A 17,834-nucleotide genomic window follows, 5' to 3' on the forward strand; every position below is an offset into this window, starting at 1 on the left:
TTTCAGATCAGGCAGAAGGAGTCGTTAAAAGCATCGTCAAATCGGCGATTGCCTGTTTCAGTTCTTTATTTTCCTGTTGCAAACTAATCACTTTGTTTTCAATTGTCTCCCGAGCAATATAGTCAAAATACAATTCGTTCGTTTTCAGGTCTATACGCAAGCGCGCATCCATGTTTGGAATGTCTTCTTTGCTAGGAATGACAGCATGTTCAACGTATAATTTTTCATCAGTTACCCAATCCATGTTTGGGCTTGGGTTGTAAATTACTGCCGTTACTTTTCCGGCATTGTCATTCAATTTTGCATACGTAATTAAATCCAAAACACCTCATCTCCTTTTTTTCAAATTAAATAACCCAGTTACTCCTTTACATGATAAATATTTGTCCACACCAGTACGCTTGGGCTTTTCCGTTAGCTTGCATTTCAACAGATTCATAACGAATAAGAAGATTGATCGGTGTCGACGTGTTGAAGGCGGCAGTTTTCCACGCAGCAGGAAAGCTAATCCAACTATCATAGCCAATATAACCAGAGGTGTATTTTTTAGTTACTCCCATTCTGTAGCGCTTATTTTCAAAATCAATATCCAAAGCAGATACCCATGAATTGTCATAATCACCTCTATTATCAAAATCAGATGATGCAGTTGTGAAGTCTAAGTAACTACCCACTGTTCCTGGAGCAGATAGTGATAAATACGTTTTTACATACTGACCGGACACTGGTACTGATCCTGATCCAAAAAAACCCCATGATGAATGCAACCAAACAGCACGACTGTGATCTCCTATATTGTTATTTATTACCCCTGCACTTTGTAAAATTACTCGCTTTACCGGTCCTGTAAAAGATGCCAGTGTCGTAAGTGTGCCGGATTTATACCCGGTTTGTGGTCCAGGCTGTGATGCTCCTGATGTTTGAAGTTCTACAAGTGTGCCTGTGCTTATCTTTCCTATTTTATCAGCTAACTGTGGGAATGTATCGCTGCCTGATGCCTGAACGCCTTTGCCAGTAATGGCGGCAGCGACCGTTTTTTTTCCATCACTGACAGATTGAAAAACCAAGTCTAGTTGATCTTGCAGCCCATTAACACGATTTATCGGGACAGAGTTTAACGCCAACACCGCACCATTTATTGAACCGTCCGGGCCAATTGGGACATTCTTCAGAACAACCATTGTCACCTCAGACGTAGCAGCCACGCCAGATAATAGGGTTATCTTCGCTCGCTGCGTGACTTTGCCATCTACATTCCGAACAGTGTTAGTCACGGTGTACTGAGTCGAATCTAATGTTGCCCGGTTAATCGATATTAGTAAGGTATCCGTGTTAGCGTCGAAAAGATCAAGCGGGATCTCGAATACCTTCTGATTATCGGATGTAGCCGTTACCTTCAGTGGATAGCTGACAAGCTTAGGAATCCCAGTTTCTGTGACCAGGCCGATTTGCTGGTCGGTGTAGGATTTCGCCCCAAGGGCCGCATCTTTGACCGCCTTTTCTGTCGCCGCCACATTCTCCCGTGTGCCATCTGTTGCATTTGACAACTGCACAATCCCTTTTTGAGTCAGCGATGCGTCCGGGACCTTAATATCTGACAAGCCATCTTCCACGGCTTTTACAGCTGCGTCAATTTTGTCCCAGTTTTCATTCAACATCGTTTTAATATTGAAAGTTTCATTTCCATCAGTGACTGGATCCTTTTTAAGTAATCCAAGATTGGGCGTACTACTCGACAAATTAAGCACCTCCTGCAAATTTTGATAGTAAGGTCTTTTCCATGTCATGCAGGGTCATGACCCCATCAATATCCCGGATCAGCAGATAACTGAACTCGTATTCTACGGCCAAGTGTGCGGGCTTTATCTCCTCAATCACTGATTTGAGATCATCCAGATTCGGGGGGATCCCAATCGTATCAATGAATTTGATCGTGAAACTCCATTCGGCTGGTTGAAAGGTAACATCTACCTTTCCTCCGTCGTATGCTTCGGCGACGTTTTTGACCAGACGGCCGGAGAACTTCCCTGCGCCCCGCAACTTGGACTCCACCAGAGCACGCCGCTGTTCAATCGGCTTTGTTTGATCCGTTTCGATTCCAAGCTCATACTCCCAGCGATCCAACCCCCATGTGGCCGTCCGGACAAAAAACTGATCGAGCGTTTCGTTCAGTGCCCTGTATAGAGCATCCATCTCCGTTCCTTTTGCATTCATGTCGGCCCGCATGACTCGGGAAGATTCGTAATAAGCAGGCAAATAAGAAAAGAGCTCAGCACCTCTCGGACTTGTGATCGCAAAATCAGCCATTCAGCGTCACCGCCCCTAATACAGCCACCTGCCCGGGATTGATCTGAATATTGGTGTCCGACTGGCCATTGACGGTAAGATTCGAATAATCGATAATCGGAGGAATATCCAAGAGCACCGCAGCAATCCGGGTGTAACGGACGAGTGGATCCGCAAAGGCAAGCTGCCTGAGATAAGCAGCAATACCGTTTTCGATTTGCTCCTTCACTTGATCAATCGTTGCGTCGGCCGCCAGCGTCAACTGAACCGAGATATTAATAGGCACCTCCTCAGCGGCCATCACGGCGACAATCGGCCCGGCTGGCGCTTGCCCTTCCCCTTGTCCGTCCATCGTCGGATCGATATAGTCTTGAGCTGCCTGTACAATCGCCGGACTTGCGGCTCGTTTGTCCATGTCCAGCAAATAAATGCCGACTGTGCCCGGTCCTTTCCACAAGGGTTTGACCTGAACCCCGCCTACGCCGGCGACCTCATTCGCCCATTGAATGTATTGGGCTTTGTTGCCACTTGTCCCCTGATTACGAACCCGAGTATAAAAACGCTCCAACAAAGATTCATCGGACTCCACATCCGCGCCGCCTTTGATTGCTTCCGGATTTGTCACTGATAGCACGCCGCTAATCGGCACGGAGATGCTTTCGATGACACCTGCAGGGACATTTCCTGCCTTACCAGGAACAAGGGCGATAACCGAGGCGGATCCTTCGCCATTGCTGTCCAATGTTATGTCTACGGTCGTTTTATATTCGATGCTGGATTCCCCGGTAATCTCGTCTGCTGGCGTGGCCACCACGGTCCCAGTAAGAATTTTCTTTCCGGGCGTGCCCGTAAACTTTACTGCCCCAGTTGCAGCCACCGCTTGCCGGCGTGTGACTCCATGCTCCTCCGCCCGCATATCCAAATAATCGCCGAATGTTGTACGAGCGAAGCCGCGTTCCAGAACTTGTTGTGCCCATATGGATGCTTCGTACAACATAAACGCCACTGGCGCCTGCGCATCCCAAATGAAAGAGCCCTCGGACTTATCTATATCCGCGGGCACTCTGTTCAGCATTCGCTGCATGATTTCATCTTCTGTTTGATCTTGCAAATAGAGTGGTAAATTCGCCATTACCCCGCGCTCCCTTCCAGTTCAGCCTCTTCATCCCGGGCATTTGTAATTCGACAAGTGAAGTAACAGGCATCACCAGGCCAATCAAAAGTAAAATCGTCCACATTGGCAGTTCGAGGATCGACCATTAACGTCTCCGTTACGATACGTTGGATCTCGCTCTCGATTAATGCTTGGCTGTACCCCTTCCCGATTAGATCATCTAGTTCTTCGCCATGTTCACGGGAATAAATCAAATGCCGATACCGTGGTGTCCGAATGGCCTTTTGACACCACATAACCCAAGCTGCTTTATCGTCTGCAGCAGCGACTTTTCGTGTCGGTGTCATCACGAAGTCACCGGATTTAAAATTAAACTGCCAGCTTCGTCCGAAGTCTATTTGGGTATCCGTAAATTCTTCTGGTTGTTCTTCCCCCCAATCGTTTTCAATGTCTTCCGGAAAAAGATTAGCCACCACCGTTCACCACCCTGCACATCACAACGAAATCATCGCCGCCGTTGGTTGGGATCACCAGTACTCGTTCGCCAGGCATTAAACCGTCTGCTAGGTTTACCCGGACTTCTTCGATCAACGTAGGTTCAAAGTCGAATCTTGTGCGTTGTGATGGGGTACCAATGGGTTCATCCTCTTCGTCGGCCAATGCAGTGGTACCAACGATGAAGAATGCGGGAAGATGCAGGGTTGTCAGAAAATCAGCAACCAAGTAATCCTGGACTTCATCCTTGAAATTGTCGAGCTTTAGACCTGTCTCTGTTATTGTCCCAAGCTCTGCAGGTACACCAGACAACGCTTGGCCTGCACTCTTTTTCATTTCATCTTTCAATGAAGCAACCAAATCCTTATAAGGGTCACGTGTATCCAAGGAAAAACCTCCTTCGCACATAGTCTTCTGATGCCAATTCAGCAATCATATGCCCGGGATCCCCAAGATCATGATTAACAGCGGTCACTATTAGTCTTAGATTATTAAACATCACTGCATCACCAGCACGGAGTGTATTTAAGTCAAGGCATTTCACCGTGAAAGTCTCCTGTATTCCACTCAGCATTGATTTTCCCAACTTCTGAGCGGCTGCAGTTGTCTTCACATCCTCATCCTGAACCATGCGTTGCAGTGTACCGTATTTTGTTGTCTGGCCAGTTGTGATCGCCAGTATTTTGCTTGGAAGTTCGACCTTTGAATCCGTTTTGACCTTCGGCTTCTTTTTGGTGCCTTTGGTCTTCTTATCGACTTTTCCGCCATATACTCGGCCGACCTCGTCCTGGGTGCCGGATTTGGACTTTTTTGGTTTCTCTTTCCGATCCTCGGTACCAATTACTTTGACCTTTGTGATTGTCCCTTCGAGCGTTCTTTTTTGCTCTGTTTCTTCTATTCCTCGCAGCACCCAAACCTCTTTATTGCTTCCAATCTTGAATAGTACGAGCCCGGTAGTAGTCATCCGTGGGATATACATATCGCCACCGGATTTGACGGTCTCCTGCAGATCGGCAGTAATCATGTTATAAATGGGCCGCGAGCGGTAAACCGCCTTTTTAAGCTTAGTTTTCGTATCTGGAACCGTCGAAAGCTTAATTCCCCAATCAGCTGCATATTTGCGGAGTCGCTGGCTAGCCGTCTGACCAGCAGGCAACAAATACTCATCCTCAGATTTGGCGAGGTAAATTGTGCGGTCATAGATCGTCAAGGCTATATGCTTGGTGGACTTATCCGAGCTGTCACATTCCCATACGACTCCTGGATTCAAAAGAGGTGCCATATCGCTTTTTCCATATGGAACGCCACTGATACGGATATCTTGTCCAGGCTGGATATTTGGAAAATCGCTGGTCACCTTCATGCTGATCTCAGCCTGATACGAGATTTGATCCAAACTATCCTTGAGTTTGATACTCTCGATCAATTCCCGCAGATAGTATTTATTCTGATATACGACTTCATAGCTCATGTCGGCATCACCAGTTTCATTCCAGGTTTTATTTTATTCGGATCCTTCCCGATCGTCTTCTTGTTCAAATTGTAGATCGCTTGCCACTTGCCGCTGTTCCCTAATTCCAGTTTGGCAATCTTCGTAAGATTATCTCCGGATTTAACAACATATGTCTTGGGCTTCTTTTTAGTATCAGGGCGACTTGTTTTGCCAGATTTTGATTTACTTGTCTTGGAGGCTGCCGCTTTAACATGTACCTTTGGAGCACGCCATGTCCGCAGATTCAATTCAAAGTAAATATCGCCTGTCTCACCGCCTCTTATGTTGGTAACATGGCCCGAAACTAAAACGAGTAAGTTCACTTCGATCGTTGTCATAACAAGTCGAACCGGTTCTTTTCGTTGTATCATGGTATTCAAGATATTCATTGCTTTTCTCGGATCCGGAATTTTTTTGTAGTTGCAATAAGACTCGTCGTAGTTCAATGGAAAAAAAGAGGCGAAGGAAATTTCCTTCGCCTTTTCACCGATGGGAAAATCGAACTCGCCGAACGATAAAATGTTCACCGTCTCGATCCCCTTCTCCCGCTTGATCGTAATCTCTTCCGGATTAACCGGAAAATAAAGATCTGTGCCAGAAGAATCTTTCAAGTGGATTTCCATAGTTACCTCCTTAATCGATCGCTACCTTGTTCTGGAAACCTCGCCGAACTTGATTCGCAACAGTCCACCCTACTTTATTAGCTACTTCATCGTAATCAATCGTCTGCGTCGGCATATTAACCTGTACAGCTCCTGGAGTAACACTTACGTTAATTTCATTCTTAACCTCTTGCTTAAAATCCTGAAGATTAGAAACGATCGAGTCAATCTGTTCAGGGGAGATTTTAACAACATCTTTATTTTGATTTTTGGCAGTGGGACTACCAATTACCTGATTCATGATGTCGTTTTTGATTTGATTCTGTACTTCAGGAGTGACCCCGTTGCCGCCTCTTCCAGCCATAACGCTGCTGTATATAGAGTTTTTGTCCTTTGCAGCATTTTCCCAGGCCGATCCACCTGAAAGGATGTTATATCCGACACCTGCAATTCCAGCTATTCCAGTCGCTCCGATAGTAATCTTAGATCCAATTCCAAGAAATTGTGCCAATGTAGCTATCCCTGGCTGAACCCACTCTTTTGGTGGGTTCATTGCTTTAGTTGGTGTACGATATCTTGGATCATATTTCGCTTGTGATCCCACTCGAGTATTCGTAGGCGCCTGTGTTGTTGTTCTTGTTCCTGTATTCGTAACCACATCTGTAGCTACAGTTGAACCTTTTGGAGGAGAGGACTTCCCAGTAAACTTTCCGAAGACATTTTTACCTTTATCTAATACATTCTTCCCAAGTGTCGTTGGTCCTTTCACAAGGTTAACTAACTTGTACATCAGCCATGCATCGAAACCCAAGCTTGCTATTGTGCCTGCAGTACTTGTAGTGTTACCGCCGAGCCATTCAGGCTGCATATTTTGGAACGCCTCAAGAAGCTTATTGACAATAGCTCCTGCATCAAAGGCCTTAATAAAGGCATCGAAAAAAGACTTCCCCGCGGATTCCCCAGCACTCATATAGACCGACTTTTTGTCATCGTCCTTATCAAAAATCCCCAAGGCACCCATGAACACGCCCTTAAGGCCAACTCCCAAAACGGTTCCCATCTTATCAGCTAAATTATCAACTGCCTGCTTGCCGTTTCCATCCCACCATTCCGTCAAAGGCTGCGTAATAACCGTGTCCCATGCAATCTTCATTTTTCCGAAAAGGTCAGCTTTTTGGAATTCCGGATTCTTTGCCAAAACGTCCATCTGATGCTGGGCTTTGGACATCATTTTATCTACAGCTGCAGTAATCTCAGGCGTGTACTTCTCAACGAAGTCGGCCGCTCCCAGCGCCACCCGTTTAATGATCGGCATGGTAGGTAACAAGGCGCTGATCTGCAGCGTCTCGACGGCGCCATTAAATTGTTCGACTGCCCCAGCAGCGTTGTCCATTTTTTTCTTGGCGACTTCCAAGGCGGTGACATTAGACATCTCCTTCTCGAATTCCTTGACGCCTTTTGCGCCTTCCTTGAAGAGAATCGTGCCGGCCCGGATCGCATCGGAACCAAAAATTTGATTCATGTAAAATTGGCGCTGCTCATTGGTCAGTTTTCCGAAACGATCTTGCAGGACTCCTGCGATTTGCTCGAGATCCCTGAGATTGCCTTTTTCATCGTAGAAAGCCGAGTGGATCAAGTTGTTAGCCATCATAAATTCCCTTGTCGCTTTAGTGGCCTTGTTAGTTCCCTCTTTTAAGCCTTGTTGGCGAGCAACATATTTTTCAAGGGCTTTATTGATGTCTGTAACTGAGCCTGATGCCGGCTTAATACCAGCTTTGCTTAATAATGATAGAGACGCGGTTGTATCTGTTACAAGCAAATTAAACTGTTCAAAAAGGCTATAAGCATCGCTGGTTTTGGGAACAAGGTTAGACAACATAGTCTTAAGTGATGTACCGGCATCGGATCCTTTTAAACCATTGTTCGCAAAAAGACCTAAGGCAACGTTCGTATCTTTAAACGACATCCCTACTCCTGATGCTACCGCCGATGCCATTGCCAAGGAATAACGAAGCTCCTCCACACCTGTAGCCGAAGCATTTGCTGTACCTGCCAAGATATCAGCCGCTTGCGATGCTGCCATACCGTCCTTTTTATACGCATTGAGTGCGGTTGACATGATCTCGGCGGCATCAGCAAGACCCAATCCGCCCGCAGTTGCAAGGTTTAGCGCTGCCTCAAGTCCGCCTGCCTGTACGGCAGCTGGTGTTAAGCCTGCTTTTAGCAGTTCTTCAATGCCTTGTGCAGCTTCGAGAGCATTATATTTCGTGTCCGCACCCATCTTTAAGGCTAGCGTCTGCATCTTGGCCATCTCAGCATTGGTTGCGCCGGTTAGAGCTTGTATCGTAGACAACTCCGATTCAAAATCCATTGCCTTGTGGACTGAGTTTACACCTAAATACGCGGCTGCCCCGCCAAGCGCCAACGAACCAGCGATTGCTGCAGTAACAGGAATTTTCCAGACCTTTTTCACAATGCTAGATAGCTTTGATTTCAGCTTTCCAAGATCATTGCTTATCCGATCAGATAATTTAACCTCTGGCTTAGCCACCGTGCGATTTAATTTATCCAATCTGCTTTCAATTTTTTGAGCAGGAGTAGTCACCCGGTCATCAACACGAGCCGTAGGATTAATACGGGTCTTATTCAACGCCGCAGCGCGCCGAGTTGTTTGCTCAATCAGCTTGTCGATAGCCTTTACTTGTTTTTCCGTATGCTCGACGCCTTCTGTACCGATGACAAGATCAAGGCGATAAAATTCTTTTTCAGCCACTGCCTATCCTCTCCTTCCGGATGGGACACGCTGCTGAGATTCCTGGCGCGAAGTCGGTAAATTCTCTATCTCAACCATAGTAAAAGCTTGGAGTAGTAGCCGTTCTCCTTTGGGTAAAGACCAGAAAGCCCCGGGACGCAAATGATGCCGTACCCACAAGTGGTACAGCATCGTCATCGTGCCCCCGGAGCTTATTAGTTTTTTACATCCTCAATATCAACCCCAAAACCTGAAATTTCAAGAACCTTATCACCGACGGCATCCAGTTCTCCGGCAAGCAGCATACGGCGAATTACCTCTTCGCCACCCGACAACTTGAGGCGACTTGTCAATCGATCATCACCCCAACCGCTCAAACTCAATCCCTTCACATCCAGAGATTTTGTGGACTCCTTGATCAGTGCAGCGTTGAATTGCTCCGTGTCCACTTTTTCGGTAGCTTGGCCTTTTACCGTCTTCCGGATCGTGCAGCGTTCCCGAATCGCATCTACTTTGCTAGTCGTAAGTCCCTGTAGGACAACGCGCATATCGAGCCGTTTAATAAATACAGTCTCTTCCGGCAGATTCGTCGCCGTCTCGAAGAGACTGTCCAGGATTTGTTGTTCATTCAATTGTTCATTGCTCATTTCGCTTCATCCTTTCGATTTTAAATTACAATAGGGTCTAAAAGTTCATAATCTTCAAATGTAAATGGCGTATCTTCCGTCACTTCTTCACCAGCAGTCCAATTGGCCAGCTGCACGCTGTCGGGCATGCAGCGGATGAGGCGCACGCGTTCAAAACCGAACGCTTCCGGATCGTCCAACTTAGAAATAATTTCGAATTTTTTAAAATCTTGTTGAATCATTTTTGACGATACTTTGTATCCACTCATGGTTCCACTACCTTTTTTCGCACCGATCTTATATTGGACCCAATTGTGTCCTACAAGTTTCAACTCACGCTTATCAATTTCCACTTTTGCTTCAAGATGATTGATATTTGTCTGCCAATCACCGTCAACAAAGGCTTGAGCAAATGTACCAAGTATCGCCCTGGTTGGGTCCATTCCTGCTCCTTGTGCCATGATTTATCCCCCTTTATTGCACGAAGAACGTGCCGAAAATTTGTTCCATTACATCAGTCAGTCGGGCATCCCATCTCAAATAGACCTGATCAGGTTCTGGCCTTTTAGCTGGAGATGAACCGTAGTAATCAGGATCAAGAATCACGTCATACCCGTTTGCTTCAATAACGTTGCTCTGAGCTAGTGTCCGCATATATTCTTTGCATGCACCGATCAGGGCCAAGCGCCCCTCTTCGGTATTGTTAACTTTCCCGATATAAACGTCCTCCGCGGTGCGTTGCAGATCGCCGTTGATTGCATCCATGACCCGAATAGTCCGGATCTTCTTCCAACTATTGTTCTGGCCAATCTGCAACGTGACCAGACTGTTTATTCCCCGGAGTACCTTAACTTTCCGGCCGTCATGGATCAACAGAAATACACCGCCACGGACTGCTTTCTCTTGCTCAGAGCGTGTCCAACGCCGGGTTACATCATCAAAAGGTGACTCGGCATAGGTCGTTGATTGACTCAAAGATTGTCCCGCGATCAGACCTGCAACCCATGCAGCCACCTGCGCCGAACTATATTCCTTGTTGGCAATGATTGCACCAGATCCTACATTTACGACTCCCTCATTGTTGATGCTAGCGCTTCTGGATACAGCTTTGGAGACTGCGTCGGTTGACTTGTCATCGGCAGCCGTTCCTCCGAGCGTGGCAATGATTCCTTTCCCTTCACTGCGTACGCGTTTAACCCAAGCAACGATACTGGATCGTAACGCCGGATCCGTAACGTTGTCTAACGTCAGGACGTGAAATTCTTGTCCCTCGAACGCGGCGAGCGCTGAGATGTAATCAGAATTTGTAACGCCAGTTATGCCGCTATCGCCACCCTTAAATGCTTCACCGGAGACACTGACCAAGGTTCCATCGGCCAGTTTCTTTGCCTGGATCCACTTGTTCCCTTCGTCTTCGTTGATAGCCTGGATCGCAGCATTCACGCTTCCGTCGCCGATTGCAAAGGTGCGAAGCAACTTCGAACCCTCATACAACTTCAATTCCTTTGTACCAGGGGCTGCCAGACTGTCAGAAATCGAAACACTAAATCCGTTTCCCCGCTCTCCGGGGTACTTTGCAGCTAGTTCAATTACAGCTGCGGGTGTTGAAGCTGTATTGTTGATCGTCACCTTTGCAGGTGCAGCAGCATCTGAAGCGATACGATAACCCAGCAGTGTCTTCGGCCCACCCAAAAGGGCTAGGTACAGTGTTGAATACGCTGTTGCGCCGTCGCTCTCATCTATGGAGAACACTTCCTTGATTGCTGCTTCATCCGAAACCTCCACAAACTGCCCAACCGGCCCCCAGTGTGCTTTAAAGGCAGCAACTACGATACCGCGGGCGCCGGGCTGGATCGCCGTGCCAGCGGCTGCAACAAAATTCATGTAAAGTCCAGGCAGCACCGGCATATCCGTCGGGCTCCAATTTCCTCCTGCCATTTAGATCGCCTTCCTTTTCAAAAACTGATCGACTGCTTTTTTTACCTCATCAATCGTCAGTTCACGTTGATTAACTCCATGTAGAGCGCCGACCAAAACCTCTGGCCGAACATTAAAAAGAGCCTCGGCATGTGCCGAAAGCTCATCAATGGGGTACTTTGATTCATTTGTCGTTTCTGCCTTTTTTTCCGGCTTTTCTGCCATCGATCTCACCTACCTGATACTTGATTTGTAATTTACGCTGCGGATTAACGGGACGTCGGCCTGTGGCCGGGATACGCGTCGCGAAAGTGTTACCGTGATTTGGCCCTCTTGTAACGCATCGGCTCCAATATTGGCTTTTGGATCCGTAATCATCAGGTATCTCCGGTCCTTAGAGTCAAAAGGGATTTTAATTTCGCTCCCCAACCGTTCGATAAGGGCGGCAACTCCTGCGTGTTCCGGGTGCTGCTCGTTTCCGGTGACATGTACCGTGAACCGCTTTGTGATTCGGTATGAGGCCAGTCCCAACGGCATTACATCAATTCCAGTTACCCGCCACATCACAGACGGACGCGTAAACCCAAGCGGCCAGAAACCGTTATAAACGGCCCAATCCTGCCCCATAACGTTTGTCGTCCAGGACGCCAGGGCCGGAACCCATGGGTCACTTGTGATTTGGCCGTTTGTACCAACCGGCTGCAGCGCCATAACAGCAAACTGCATGCCTCGAGTAATTGCGTCCCACTCTTCATCAACAACATCCTGGCCAGATGATCCAAGGTAGATGCATGAGAAAACCTCCCCTGTCTCAGCAGTAAGCATCTGCTTGTCCAGGGCGGAGATGATTTTATTCTCCAGTGAATCAACCTTTTCAAAGGTCGAACGGGAAACGTATGGCCATACCTCGACAATGCGGCGAAATCCGGACCAAGGTGACTCGTCACTATCCTCGCCTTGCAGGATAACGGCGTATGGTTTGGGACTGCTTGCTTCAGCTGCATGCGGTTCATAAACGTCCTTCAGCTCTGGGACCACCGCGAGCAGCCGTTCACGTATTGCATTTCTCATTTCGTCGACCACCACTTAACAAGGGTATCTCGTACCTTAACCTTGTATTTTTTAGCTGTAGGCTGCACAATTGCCCGCGGCTTCGTGCCAGGGTGCCTGACAGCTTTGACCGGATGCGACGCGCCTTTCCAATATAACGCCTTCTTGTTTTTCGCGCGGATAATGTGCGGTTTGGATCCTTCCTCCAAAATGCCGCCGTACCGGACGCCGTGCGCAAGGAACATGCGGATTTTGTTTTTTCCAGCCGGTTCGACACCCGAGTGAAGTGCTCTGCGCGCGGTAGCCGTTCGATCTTTCCACGGCGCTGCTGCCTTCATGTCCCCTTCTGCTTTGCGAGAGAGGTTGTCGACCAGAGCCAAGGTGCCAGCCCGCTTTCTTTTGATATGCTCAAGAGCATTGCTACCAAACGACATGATTAGTTCACCCTTTCCAGGTCGACCTGGTATCCAACGATTTGGCCATCGGCCACCTGCGGATGTACTCGGACCACCTGAAAATCTTCACCGTTTGCCTTGAATGTATCGGTTACGGTTGTATCCGCCTGAATGTCGGCGTATTCATCGGCAAGTAGGCTATAGACCTTGTCGGTTTTCTTTGTACCGGCAAGCGTGCTGATCTCATGAGTGATCTGCGATCGACTTTGGATAAAGATGCGGACGATGATAGGCGGGAGATCCCTTTCGATCTCATCATAGCCGCCACCCTTCCTGACCTTCTCTTTTCGGCGTATGGCGATTTGTGTCGGGTTTTGGGAGATGTTCCATGCAATGTGTCGGCGCCGCATTTGCGCAAAATTGCTCATAACACTTTCGGCGGGCAGACGCGCAGCATCACACCGCTGGCCGTTTTTGCTGCAGCAGCTGCCGACATCTCCGCATACTTATTGGCCATCACCATGGCGTGATTGAGTTTATCCTTCAATGAGGTTAGATCGTAGCTCTCATTCCCCGTCGTATAGGACTCAATCTCTCCCTCCAGCAGCCCCGCCTTTTCCAGCCATCCAGTGGATGCCGCTGCGTTCAGATCAACCGACTCCGTGAGGATCAAATCGAGTCCGGCATCCGTAAAATTTGTATTTGCCTCCGTGCCTCCCGCCGGAATGACTTCATTTAGAAGCCTCCGGAGCCGGGTACGGAGCGCGATGCTTGGTTCCATTTAAGTCACCCGCCTCTTATTTGCCCGGGAATGTGATCTCCTGGACGTTTTCTTCGACGGCAGCGAATACACCGCGCCATACATCGCCGACGATCTGTGCCTCCACCAAACGCGTTAGGTCGCCCATGGTCGCCTGGATCTGCAGAGCCTGTTTGATCAGTTCTTTAAAGCCGCGTTTTGGACGGATGAGGTAAGCTTTGCCCGCCGGTACACCGTCATACGAATACGTCTTCTTGCTGACCTGTGTCTCCCAACCGTCGTAAAAGACGACGGTGCTGATGCCTTCCAGAGCGTTGTAAGGTGTCGCTTGGATGGTCATGCTGCTCATGGCGTCCTTGATATCCTCCTGATTGGCCGAATTGGCCAGCAGGATATTCCCCGGTCGTTTGGCCGTCCGTGCATCTGTCAAAGCCTGGCGCAGGGTTTCCCGCAGGCTGAGGATGTAATGCGCCCCGCCTGCATCCGCCAATTTCTTGCCTTGCTCGTTAACATAAACAGGGCCGGTTTTATTGGACGCCTTATAGGCGAACTTGATGATTGGCGACAGGTGCAGGTGGTTCAGCAGAGCGTTATGAGCTTCGCCGAATGCTTTGTTCAGAATCTCAAAGTTAAAGGTTTGATTGAAGATTTCAAGCTCTTTCGTGTATTCGAAGCCAGCCGTGAAGCCCTTGATCCGGGCAATAGGTCCTTGTTCTGCCTGAAGGCTGCCGAATTTAACTTCCTCACCCTCCAAATGTTCCAAGAAGATGACGGACCCATATTGCGCCCATTTCGCCTCAAATTCCTTCGGGAAGTTCGGATCGCTAATCGATTCGTAGATTGGACCATACAACAGCGGCACTTCTTCGCGACCGAGCTCGACGTCAAGTACGACCTTCTGCAGCAGTTCCTTCCGACTGTTTTCACTGGTCAGCATTTCGCCGATCGGCTGATCAAGTTCAAAGGTCTCCATCTCACCATTTACGATTTTCTTCGTTACTTCTTCTTGCCGACCGTTCAACAAAAAAGGAACCGTTGTTTCGACGGTCCCTTTGCGACGTTCGGCCTTGATTGTATCAGCGCTAATAAATTTTGCCATAGCTTAATTGCCCTCCCTTATACTTGTGGTCCCAGCAGGAACCAAATAACATTTTTGGCATCTTTCGCAGCCGTGACGCGGCCGACAAGGCGATTTCCTGTTTCTGTTTCGGTAAATTGCGACTTGGTGGCATCCCAATAAATTGGAGTGCCAAATGCGAACGCCTGGGTTTTGTCAATCTGATCAGATTCGTACTCAGCTTGCTCCACATTGAGGATTACCTCGGATGTTTCGCCAGCGCCAGTGGTTACCGATTCCATCGCGGCCCCGAAGAAGCCGCTGATAAGATAGAATTTTTGCGTCTCAATGGTGGTTTTTTCTGGTACAGGGACCCGTACTGATTTACCGTCGCTTACTTTCGCACGATACGATTGATATGTGGTGCTTGGCACCGGTTGGCCTTTGTAAGACATGCTTTTCCCTCCTTAGATTCGTGCCCGTTTGACTCTCATATTTTTTGGTGCGCCCGCGCCACCGCCACCAGCAACCCCAGCACCGGCTGGCTTGTCCGTATGAATGGCATCGACCATACCTTTGACTACGGGATCTGCCAGGAAGGTGTCCATCTCGCCAGCAATTTGTTCCTTGGTCGCATCCAGCGCAATGTTACGGGCGTGATAACTCCAGAGCTTGCCCAGAGCTGTTTCTGGATTCTTCAGCGCTGCCCGAACCGCTTCGGATTGGACCTTTGTTGTCATCATTTCACCGACGAGGTGATCGCGGCCAGCACCTGCCTCTTTGTCGGCAGCCTCTTTCAGCGACTTGAACAATGCCTCGACGTCCATCTCTCCGCTAACGCCCAGGATTTCCTTGGCCTTGTCGCTGATCTCCAGCGCCCACTGCACTTCTTTCGCGAATTCTGGCGTCAACTCCTTGATAACCTGCTCATTGCTCAGTCCCATTTCGCCAGCGATCATCCCAACGGTGATCGTTTTGTTACCATGCCGTTTTTTCAATTCTGCTACTACTTCAGCCCATTCCACTTGTTCATCGTCTCCTTTCATTTCTCCGGGGCCTGCCCCGTCTGGATCCCACATCTCGCCACTTGCTGCAACGATCCGCGTCGGCATCCCCATCCGATCGAGTGGAGTCCAATCGATCGACAAAGCATCGTATCCAACGACCTGCGTCTCGCCGGAAACGTTTTTAAGCATAGGGCGGCCATAAATGCTCACCTGTTTGATGCGTTTGCCCTTAATCCACCGTTTCAAATCTTCTTCCTTCTTGTCCACGATGCCCCGAAAATAAGCAGCCGTATCGGTCATCTTGGCGCCAATCCAATGCGTCGCAGGGTCGATAAACTGGTTTGACACGTCCTCTGGTTTTTGATGCCCCTTAAATCCTGCCAGCGTGCGTGTATTTACGGCGTCGACGATGTCCTTCAGGGCCTTATGCGTGTAGTTCCAGCCTCGCTTCGATTTGCCAACCGGGACCTCCACAACGACTTCTAAAGGATCATTGTCACCTTGTTTGATCAGATCGACATCGACGCCTGGCGCCGGCGGAATATCTTCAATGCTCATTTCACCGGCGATCCCGCCGAACAAACTGAAAATCTTATCATTCTGCTCCGCCATTTCCCCGCAAATCATTGCTTTTAACATTCTCTTCACCCCCCTTCCGGTATAAATAGATCAAGCCGCGGCTGATAGCCTCGATCGCTTGTTCCTCTGCGATTAAGCGCATTTCATCCTCTCGGTCTGCAAACAACGGAAAAAGATGTATGTGCAGGAGTTCATGAACCAACGAAAGTTCCATGTCCTGTGGTTCTGCACAGTCCGGAGGATAATCAACAGAATCAAGAATGCGAACTGTCGCCATCCTCTTCTGCAGACTGGGTACAATCTCAGCCTGGGCGTTCTCCAAATTCATATCCCGGCTGCGGGAAATGCCGACGTCCACAATCCAGTCCTGCAATCTGAGAATTTTCTGCCATTCTGCGCATTTCGCTCGCAGCTCCTCCTCGGTCAAAATAACCTCTTGCAATCCGGTTCACTCCTTTCAGGCAAAAGAAAAGACGCCTTATTCGGCGCCTTCCTCACTGTCTATTAAATTTTTGCCTCCATCAATGATCTGGAGCTTTTCCCGAGTGACATCCTTGCTCATCTGGCGCAGCTCTTCCTCGGTCGGGATCAAAGGAAATTCAAATTCGATGCCGCCATCCACGTGACATTCCTCCTATGATTCGCAAACTATGAATCTATCATAGCTTGTCCGGGGGAGGAAATCTATGCCACCTCGGAATATACGTTCTGGTACCAGTCCTCCAGATCAGGCTGAGATGCCGGATTCTTCGTCCATTCATTCAGTCGGCGCATAAAGCTTCCCGTATCTTCATGCACCGATATCAGGACACAAAGGCAATTCGGATGCGCTGGCATCATTGGTTCCTGACCTGGCGGCCACACTCCATTCCCAAGCCCGTGATCAGCATTCGCCAGATCGTCGCAAATATCTGGCACCGGATGAGAACTAGAAAGCACCCATTTCATACCGACATAACTCGGACTCACCTTCGCCGCAGCAATCGTTCCCTCGCCAAATGCCGCAGCCGTTTCCGTCCGGACCAACCGGATCGCTTCGTAGGAGACATCCTGCGGAATTCGGCTGCCCATACGGTCCATCATCTCGGGATAATCAGCGGCCAGCGTCTTCCGCCCGCGACGTACGTACTTTTCGAGCTGCCGGGCGGTTACGACGGGATCCTCGCCGATAGCGACTCCATCCTGAATGATTTCAGACATGGCCATCCGGTATTTCTGATCATGTCGCCATATCCGGTCGGATAAATGTAGGCCGTTATGTGTTCGCGCCCACACCGCCTCGACAGCCCGCTCGTTCACTTGGAAGAATGCGCGACGCAGCGGCTCCTTGGCAAGCTTGGTACCGCTGAGCTGGTCCATGGATACTTCCAAGCTAAATGTGGATCCGGCTTGTACCGCCTTGACGATATCCTTCTTCAGCAGTTCGGTGAGCGATTCGCCAATGCCGTTTTGTTTCAGGGAGTCCCGAAGAGCTACCAGGTACCTCATGTTCATTTCGCTGCCAGTTCCCAAGCGTTTCAGTCTGCGGATCTCCTTGGCCAGCTTGTCGGCTGAACGAAGGTAAATGGCCCGCACAGCTTGATCCTGCCGCAGCCGAAGGTCGACATACTTTTTGCGCCCGCGGAGAGCATACTCGGCATATGGCCCGGCGATCTGCTTCAGTTTCTCCAGCAAATTTTGAGCTGAGGACTGGTCGGCCATG

At 48.9% G+C, this 17,834-nt stretch carries 23 protein-coding genes; all 23 read right to left on the reverse strand.

What is annotated here, in order from left to right; genetic code table 11:
* Nucleotides 1-7: 7 nt before the first annotated feature.
* The 23 genes from L6442_RS22130 to L6442_RS22240 all read right to left on the reverse strand — a co-directional run bounded on the left by L6442_RS22130 (nt 8) and on the right by L6442_RS22240 (nt 17,833).
* A complete protein-coding gene (locus L6442_RS22130; RefSeq protein WP_212978706.1) occupies nt 8-322 on the reverse strand; it encodes a hypothetical protein in 315 nt (104 codons plus the stop codon).
* Nucleotides 323-368: 46 nt separating this feature from the next.
* Nucleotides 369-1,739 (reverse strand): phage tail protein, encoded by a 1,371-nt coding sequence (locus L6442_RS22135; RefSeq protein WP_237100041.1) that lies wholly within the window; start codon nt 1,737-1,739, stop codon nt 369-371.
* Between the two features lies 1 nt (nt 1,740).
* Nucleotides 1,741-2,307, reverse strand: coding sequence for a YmfQ family protein (locus L6442_RS22140; protein ID WP_212978707.1), 567 nt, complete (start codon nt 2,305-2,307; stop codon nt 1,741-1,743).
* Nucleotides 2,300-3,418, reverse strand: a complete 1,119-nt coding sequence (locus L6442_RS22145; protein WP_212978708.1) for a baseplate J/gp47 family protein — start codon at nt 3,416-3,418, stop codon at nt 2,300-2,302. Before L6442_RS22145 ends, L6442_RS22140 begins: the two co-directional genes overlap by 8 nt.
* Nucleotides 3,418-3,873: a DUF2634 domain-containing protein gene (locus L6442_RS22150; RefSeq protein WP_212978709.1), complete on the reverse strand. Its 456-nt coding sequence runs from the start codon at nt 3,871-3,873 to the stop codon at nt 3,418-3,420. The genes L6442_RS22145 and L6442_RS22150 overlap by 1 nt, the downstream gene beginning before the upstream one ends.
* Entirely contained in the window at nt 3,866-4,282 is a 417-nt protein-coding gene (locus L6442_RS22155; RefSeq protein ID WP_212978710.1) for a hypothetical protein, read from the reverse strand. Before L6442_RS22155 ends, L6442_RS22150 begins: the two co-directional genes overlap by 8 nt.
* Nucleotides 4,269-5,366, reverse strand: coding sequence for an XkdQ/YqbQ family protein (locus L6442_RS22160; RefSeq protein WP_212978711.1), 1,098 nt, complete (start codon nt 5,364-5,366; stop codon nt 4,269-4,271). Before L6442_RS22160 ends, L6442_RS22155 begins: the two co-directional genes overlap by 14 nt.
* Nucleotides 5,363-6,010 (reverse strand): LysM peptidoglycan-binding domain-containing protein, encoded by a 648-nt coding sequence (locus L6442_RS22165; protein ID WP_212978712.1) that lies wholly within the window; start codon nt 6,008-6,010, stop codon nt 5,363-5,365. Before L6442_RS22165 ends, L6442_RS22160 begins: the two co-directional genes overlap by 4 nt.
* Before the next feature lie 10 nt (nt 6,011-6,020).
* A complete protein-coding gene (locus L6442_RS22170) occupies nt 6,021-8,762 on the reverse strand; it encodes a phage tail tape measure protein (RefSeq protein WP_212978713.1) in 2,742 nt (913 codons plus the stop codon).
* Between the two features lie 194 nt (nt 8,763-8,956).
* Nucleotides 8,957-9,388 (reverse strand): phage tail assembly chaperone, encoded by a 432-nt coding sequence (locus tag L6442_RS22175; RefSeq protein WP_212978714.1) that lies wholly within the window; start codon nt 9,386-9,388, stop codon nt 8,957-8,959.
* A 20-nt stretch (nt 9,389-9,408) separates the two neighbouring features.
* Nucleotides 9,409-9,828, reverse strand: a complete 420-nt coding sequence (locus L6442_RS22180; protein WP_212978715.1) for a phage tail tube protein — start codon at nt 9,826-9,828, stop codon at nt 9,409-9,411.
* A 13-nt stretch (nt 9,829-9,841) separates the two neighbouring features.
* Entirely contained in the window at nt 9,842-11,305 is a 1,464-nt protein-coding gene (locus tag L6442_RS22185; protein ID WP_212978716.1) for a phage tail sheath family protein, read from the reverse strand.
* Nucleotides 11,306-11,509 (reverse strand): YqzN/YkzM domain-containing protein, encoded by a 204-nt coding sequence (locus L6442_RS22190; protein WP_212978717.1) that lies wholly within the window; start codon nt 11,507-11,509, stop codon nt 11,306-11,308.
* 9 nt (nt 11,510-11,518) lie between these two features.
* Complete coding sequence (locus L6442_RS22195) at nt 11,519-12,355, reverse strand: hypothetical protein (RefSeq protein ID WP_212958425.1); 837 nt, start codon at nt 12,353-12,355, stop codon at nt 11,519-11,521.
* Nucleotides 12,352-12,768 (reverse strand): hypothetical protein, encoded by a 417-nt coding sequence (locus L6442_RS22200; RefSeq protein ID WP_212958423.1) that lies wholly within the window; start codon nt 12,766-12,768, stop codon nt 12,352-12,354. Before L6442_RS22200 ends, L6442_RS22195 begins: the two co-directional genes overlap by 4 nt.
* 2 nt (nt 12,769-12,770) lie before the next feature.
* The gene (locus tag L6442_RS22205; RefSeq protein WP_237100042.1) at nt 12,771-13,139 is read right to left on the reverse strand and encodes a hypothetical protein; all 369 of its coding nucleotides are present in this window, start codon (nt 13,137-13,139) and stop codon (nt 12,771-12,773) included.
* 14 nt (nt 13,140-13,153) lie between these two features.
* Nucleotides 13,154-13,510, reverse strand: coding sequence for a hypothetical protein (locus L6442_RS22210; RefSeq protein WP_212978718.1), 357 nt, complete (start codon nt 13,508-13,510; stop codon nt 13,154-13,156).
* Between the two features lie 16 nt (nt 13,511-13,526).
* Nucleotides 13,527-14,588, reverse strand: coding sequence for a hypothetical protein (locus L6442_RS22215; RefSeq protein WP_212978719.1), 1,062 nt, complete (start codon nt 14,586-14,588; stop codon nt 13,527-13,529).
* A gap of 17 nt (nt 14,589-14,605) precedes the next feature.
* Entirely contained in the window at nt 14,606-15,001 is a 396-nt protein-coding gene (locus tag L6442_RS22220; protein ID WP_212978720.1) for a DUF2190 family protein, read from the reverse strand.
* Between the two features lie 12 nt (nt 15,002-15,013).
* Nucleotides 15,014-16,192 carry a hypothetical protein gene (locus L6442_RS22225; protein WP_212978721.1) on the reverse strand — a complete coding sequence of 393 codons (1,179 nt, stop codon included), beginning with the start codon at nt 16,190-16,192 and terminating at the stop codon, nt 15,014-15,016.
* Nucleotides 16,149-16,574: a hypothetical protein gene (locus tag L6442_RS22230; protein WP_212978722.1), complete on the reverse strand. Its 426-nt coding sequence runs from the start codon at nt 16,572-16,574 to the stop codon at nt 16,149-16,151. The genes L6442_RS22225 and L6442_RS22230 overlap by 44 nt, the downstream gene beginning before the upstream one ends.
* Nucleotides 16,575-16,610: 36 nt before the next feature.
* Nucleotides 16,611-16,754: a hypothetical protein gene (locus L6442_RS22235; protein WP_212978723.1), complete on the reverse strand. Its 144-nt coding sequence runs from the start codon at nt 16,752-16,754 to the stop codon at nt 16,611-16,613.
* Nucleotides 16,755-16,816: 62 nt separating this feature from the next.
* Nucleotides 16,817-17,833, reverse strand: a complete 1,017-nt coding sequence (locus L6442_RS22240) for a retron-type reverse transcriptase (RefSeq protein WP_212978724.1) — start codon at nt 17,831-17,833, stop codon at nt 16,817-16,819.
* Nucleotide 17,834 lies beyond the last annotated feature (1 nt).

It is taken from the genome of Paenibacillus azoreducens, assembly GCF_021654775.1.
Lineage (GTDB): Bacteria > Bacillota > Bacilli > Paenibacillales > Paenibacillaceae > Paenibacillus_AQ > Paenibacillus_AQ azoreducens.

Coding starts and splice junctions, on each gene's coding strand:
- L6442_RS22140 (WP_212978707.1), bottom strand. CDS start 2,307: ATGGCTGATTTTGCGATCACAAGTCCGAGAGGTGCTGAGCTCTTTTCT.
- L6442_RS22145 (WP_212978708.1), bottom strand. CDS start 3,418: ATGGCGAATTTACCACTCTATTTGCAAGATCAAACAGAAGATGAAATC.
- L6442_RS22160 (WP_212978711.1), bottom strand. CDS start 5,366: ATGAGCTATGAAGTCGTATATCAGAATAAATACTATCTGCGGGAATTG.
- L6442_RS22165 (WP_212978712.1), bottom strand. CDS start 6,010: ATGGAAATCCACTTGAAAGATTCTTCTGGCACAGATCTTTATTTTCCG.
- L6442_RS22175 (WP_212978714.1), bottom strand. CDS start 9,388: ATGAGCAATGAACAATTGAATGAACAACAAATCCTGGACAGTCTCTTC.
- L6442_RS22180 (WP_212978715.1), bottom strand. CDS start 9,828: ATGGCACAAGGAGCAGGAATGGACCCAACCAGGGCGATACTTGGTACA.
- L6442_RS22185 (WP_212978716.1), bottom strand. CDS start 11,305: ATGGCAGGAGGAAATTGGAGCCCGACGGATATGCCGGTGCTGCCTGGA.
- L6442_RS22190 (WP_212978717.1), bottom strand. CDS start 11,509: ATGGCAGAAAAGCCGGAAAAAAAGGCAGAAACGACAAATGAATCAAAG.
- L6442_RS22195 (WP_212958425.1), bottom strand. CDS start 12,355: ATGAGAAATGCAATACGTGAACGGCTGCTCGCGGTGGTCCCAGAGCTG.
- L6442_RS22200 (WP_212958423.1), bottom strand. CDS start 12,768: ATGTCGTTTGGTAGCAATGCTCTTGAGCATATCAAAAGAAAGCGGGCT.
- L6442_RS22205 (WP_237100042.1), bottom strand. CDS start 13,139: ATGCGGCGCCGACACATTGCATGGAACATCTCCCAAAACCCGACACAA.
- L6442_RS22210 (WP_212978718.1), bottom strand. CDS start 13,510: ATGGAACCAAGCATCGCGCTCCGTACCCGGCTCCGGAGGCTTCTAAAT.
- L6442_RS22215 (WP_212978719.1), bottom strand. CDS start 14,588: ATGGCAAAATTTATTAGCGCTGATACAATCAAGGCCGAACGTCGCAAA.
- L6442_RS22220 (WP_212978720.1), bottom strand. CDS start 15,001: ATGTCTTACAAAGGCCAACCGGTGCCAAGCACCACATATCAATCGTAT.
- L6442_RS22225 (WP_212978721.1), bottom strand. CDS start 16,192: ATGTTAAAAGCAATGATTTGCGGGGAAATGGCGGAGCAGAATGATAAG.
- L6442_RS22240 (WP_212978724.1), bottom strand. CDS start 17,833: ATGGCCGACCAGTCCTCAGCTCAAAATTTGCTGGAGAAACTGAAGCAG.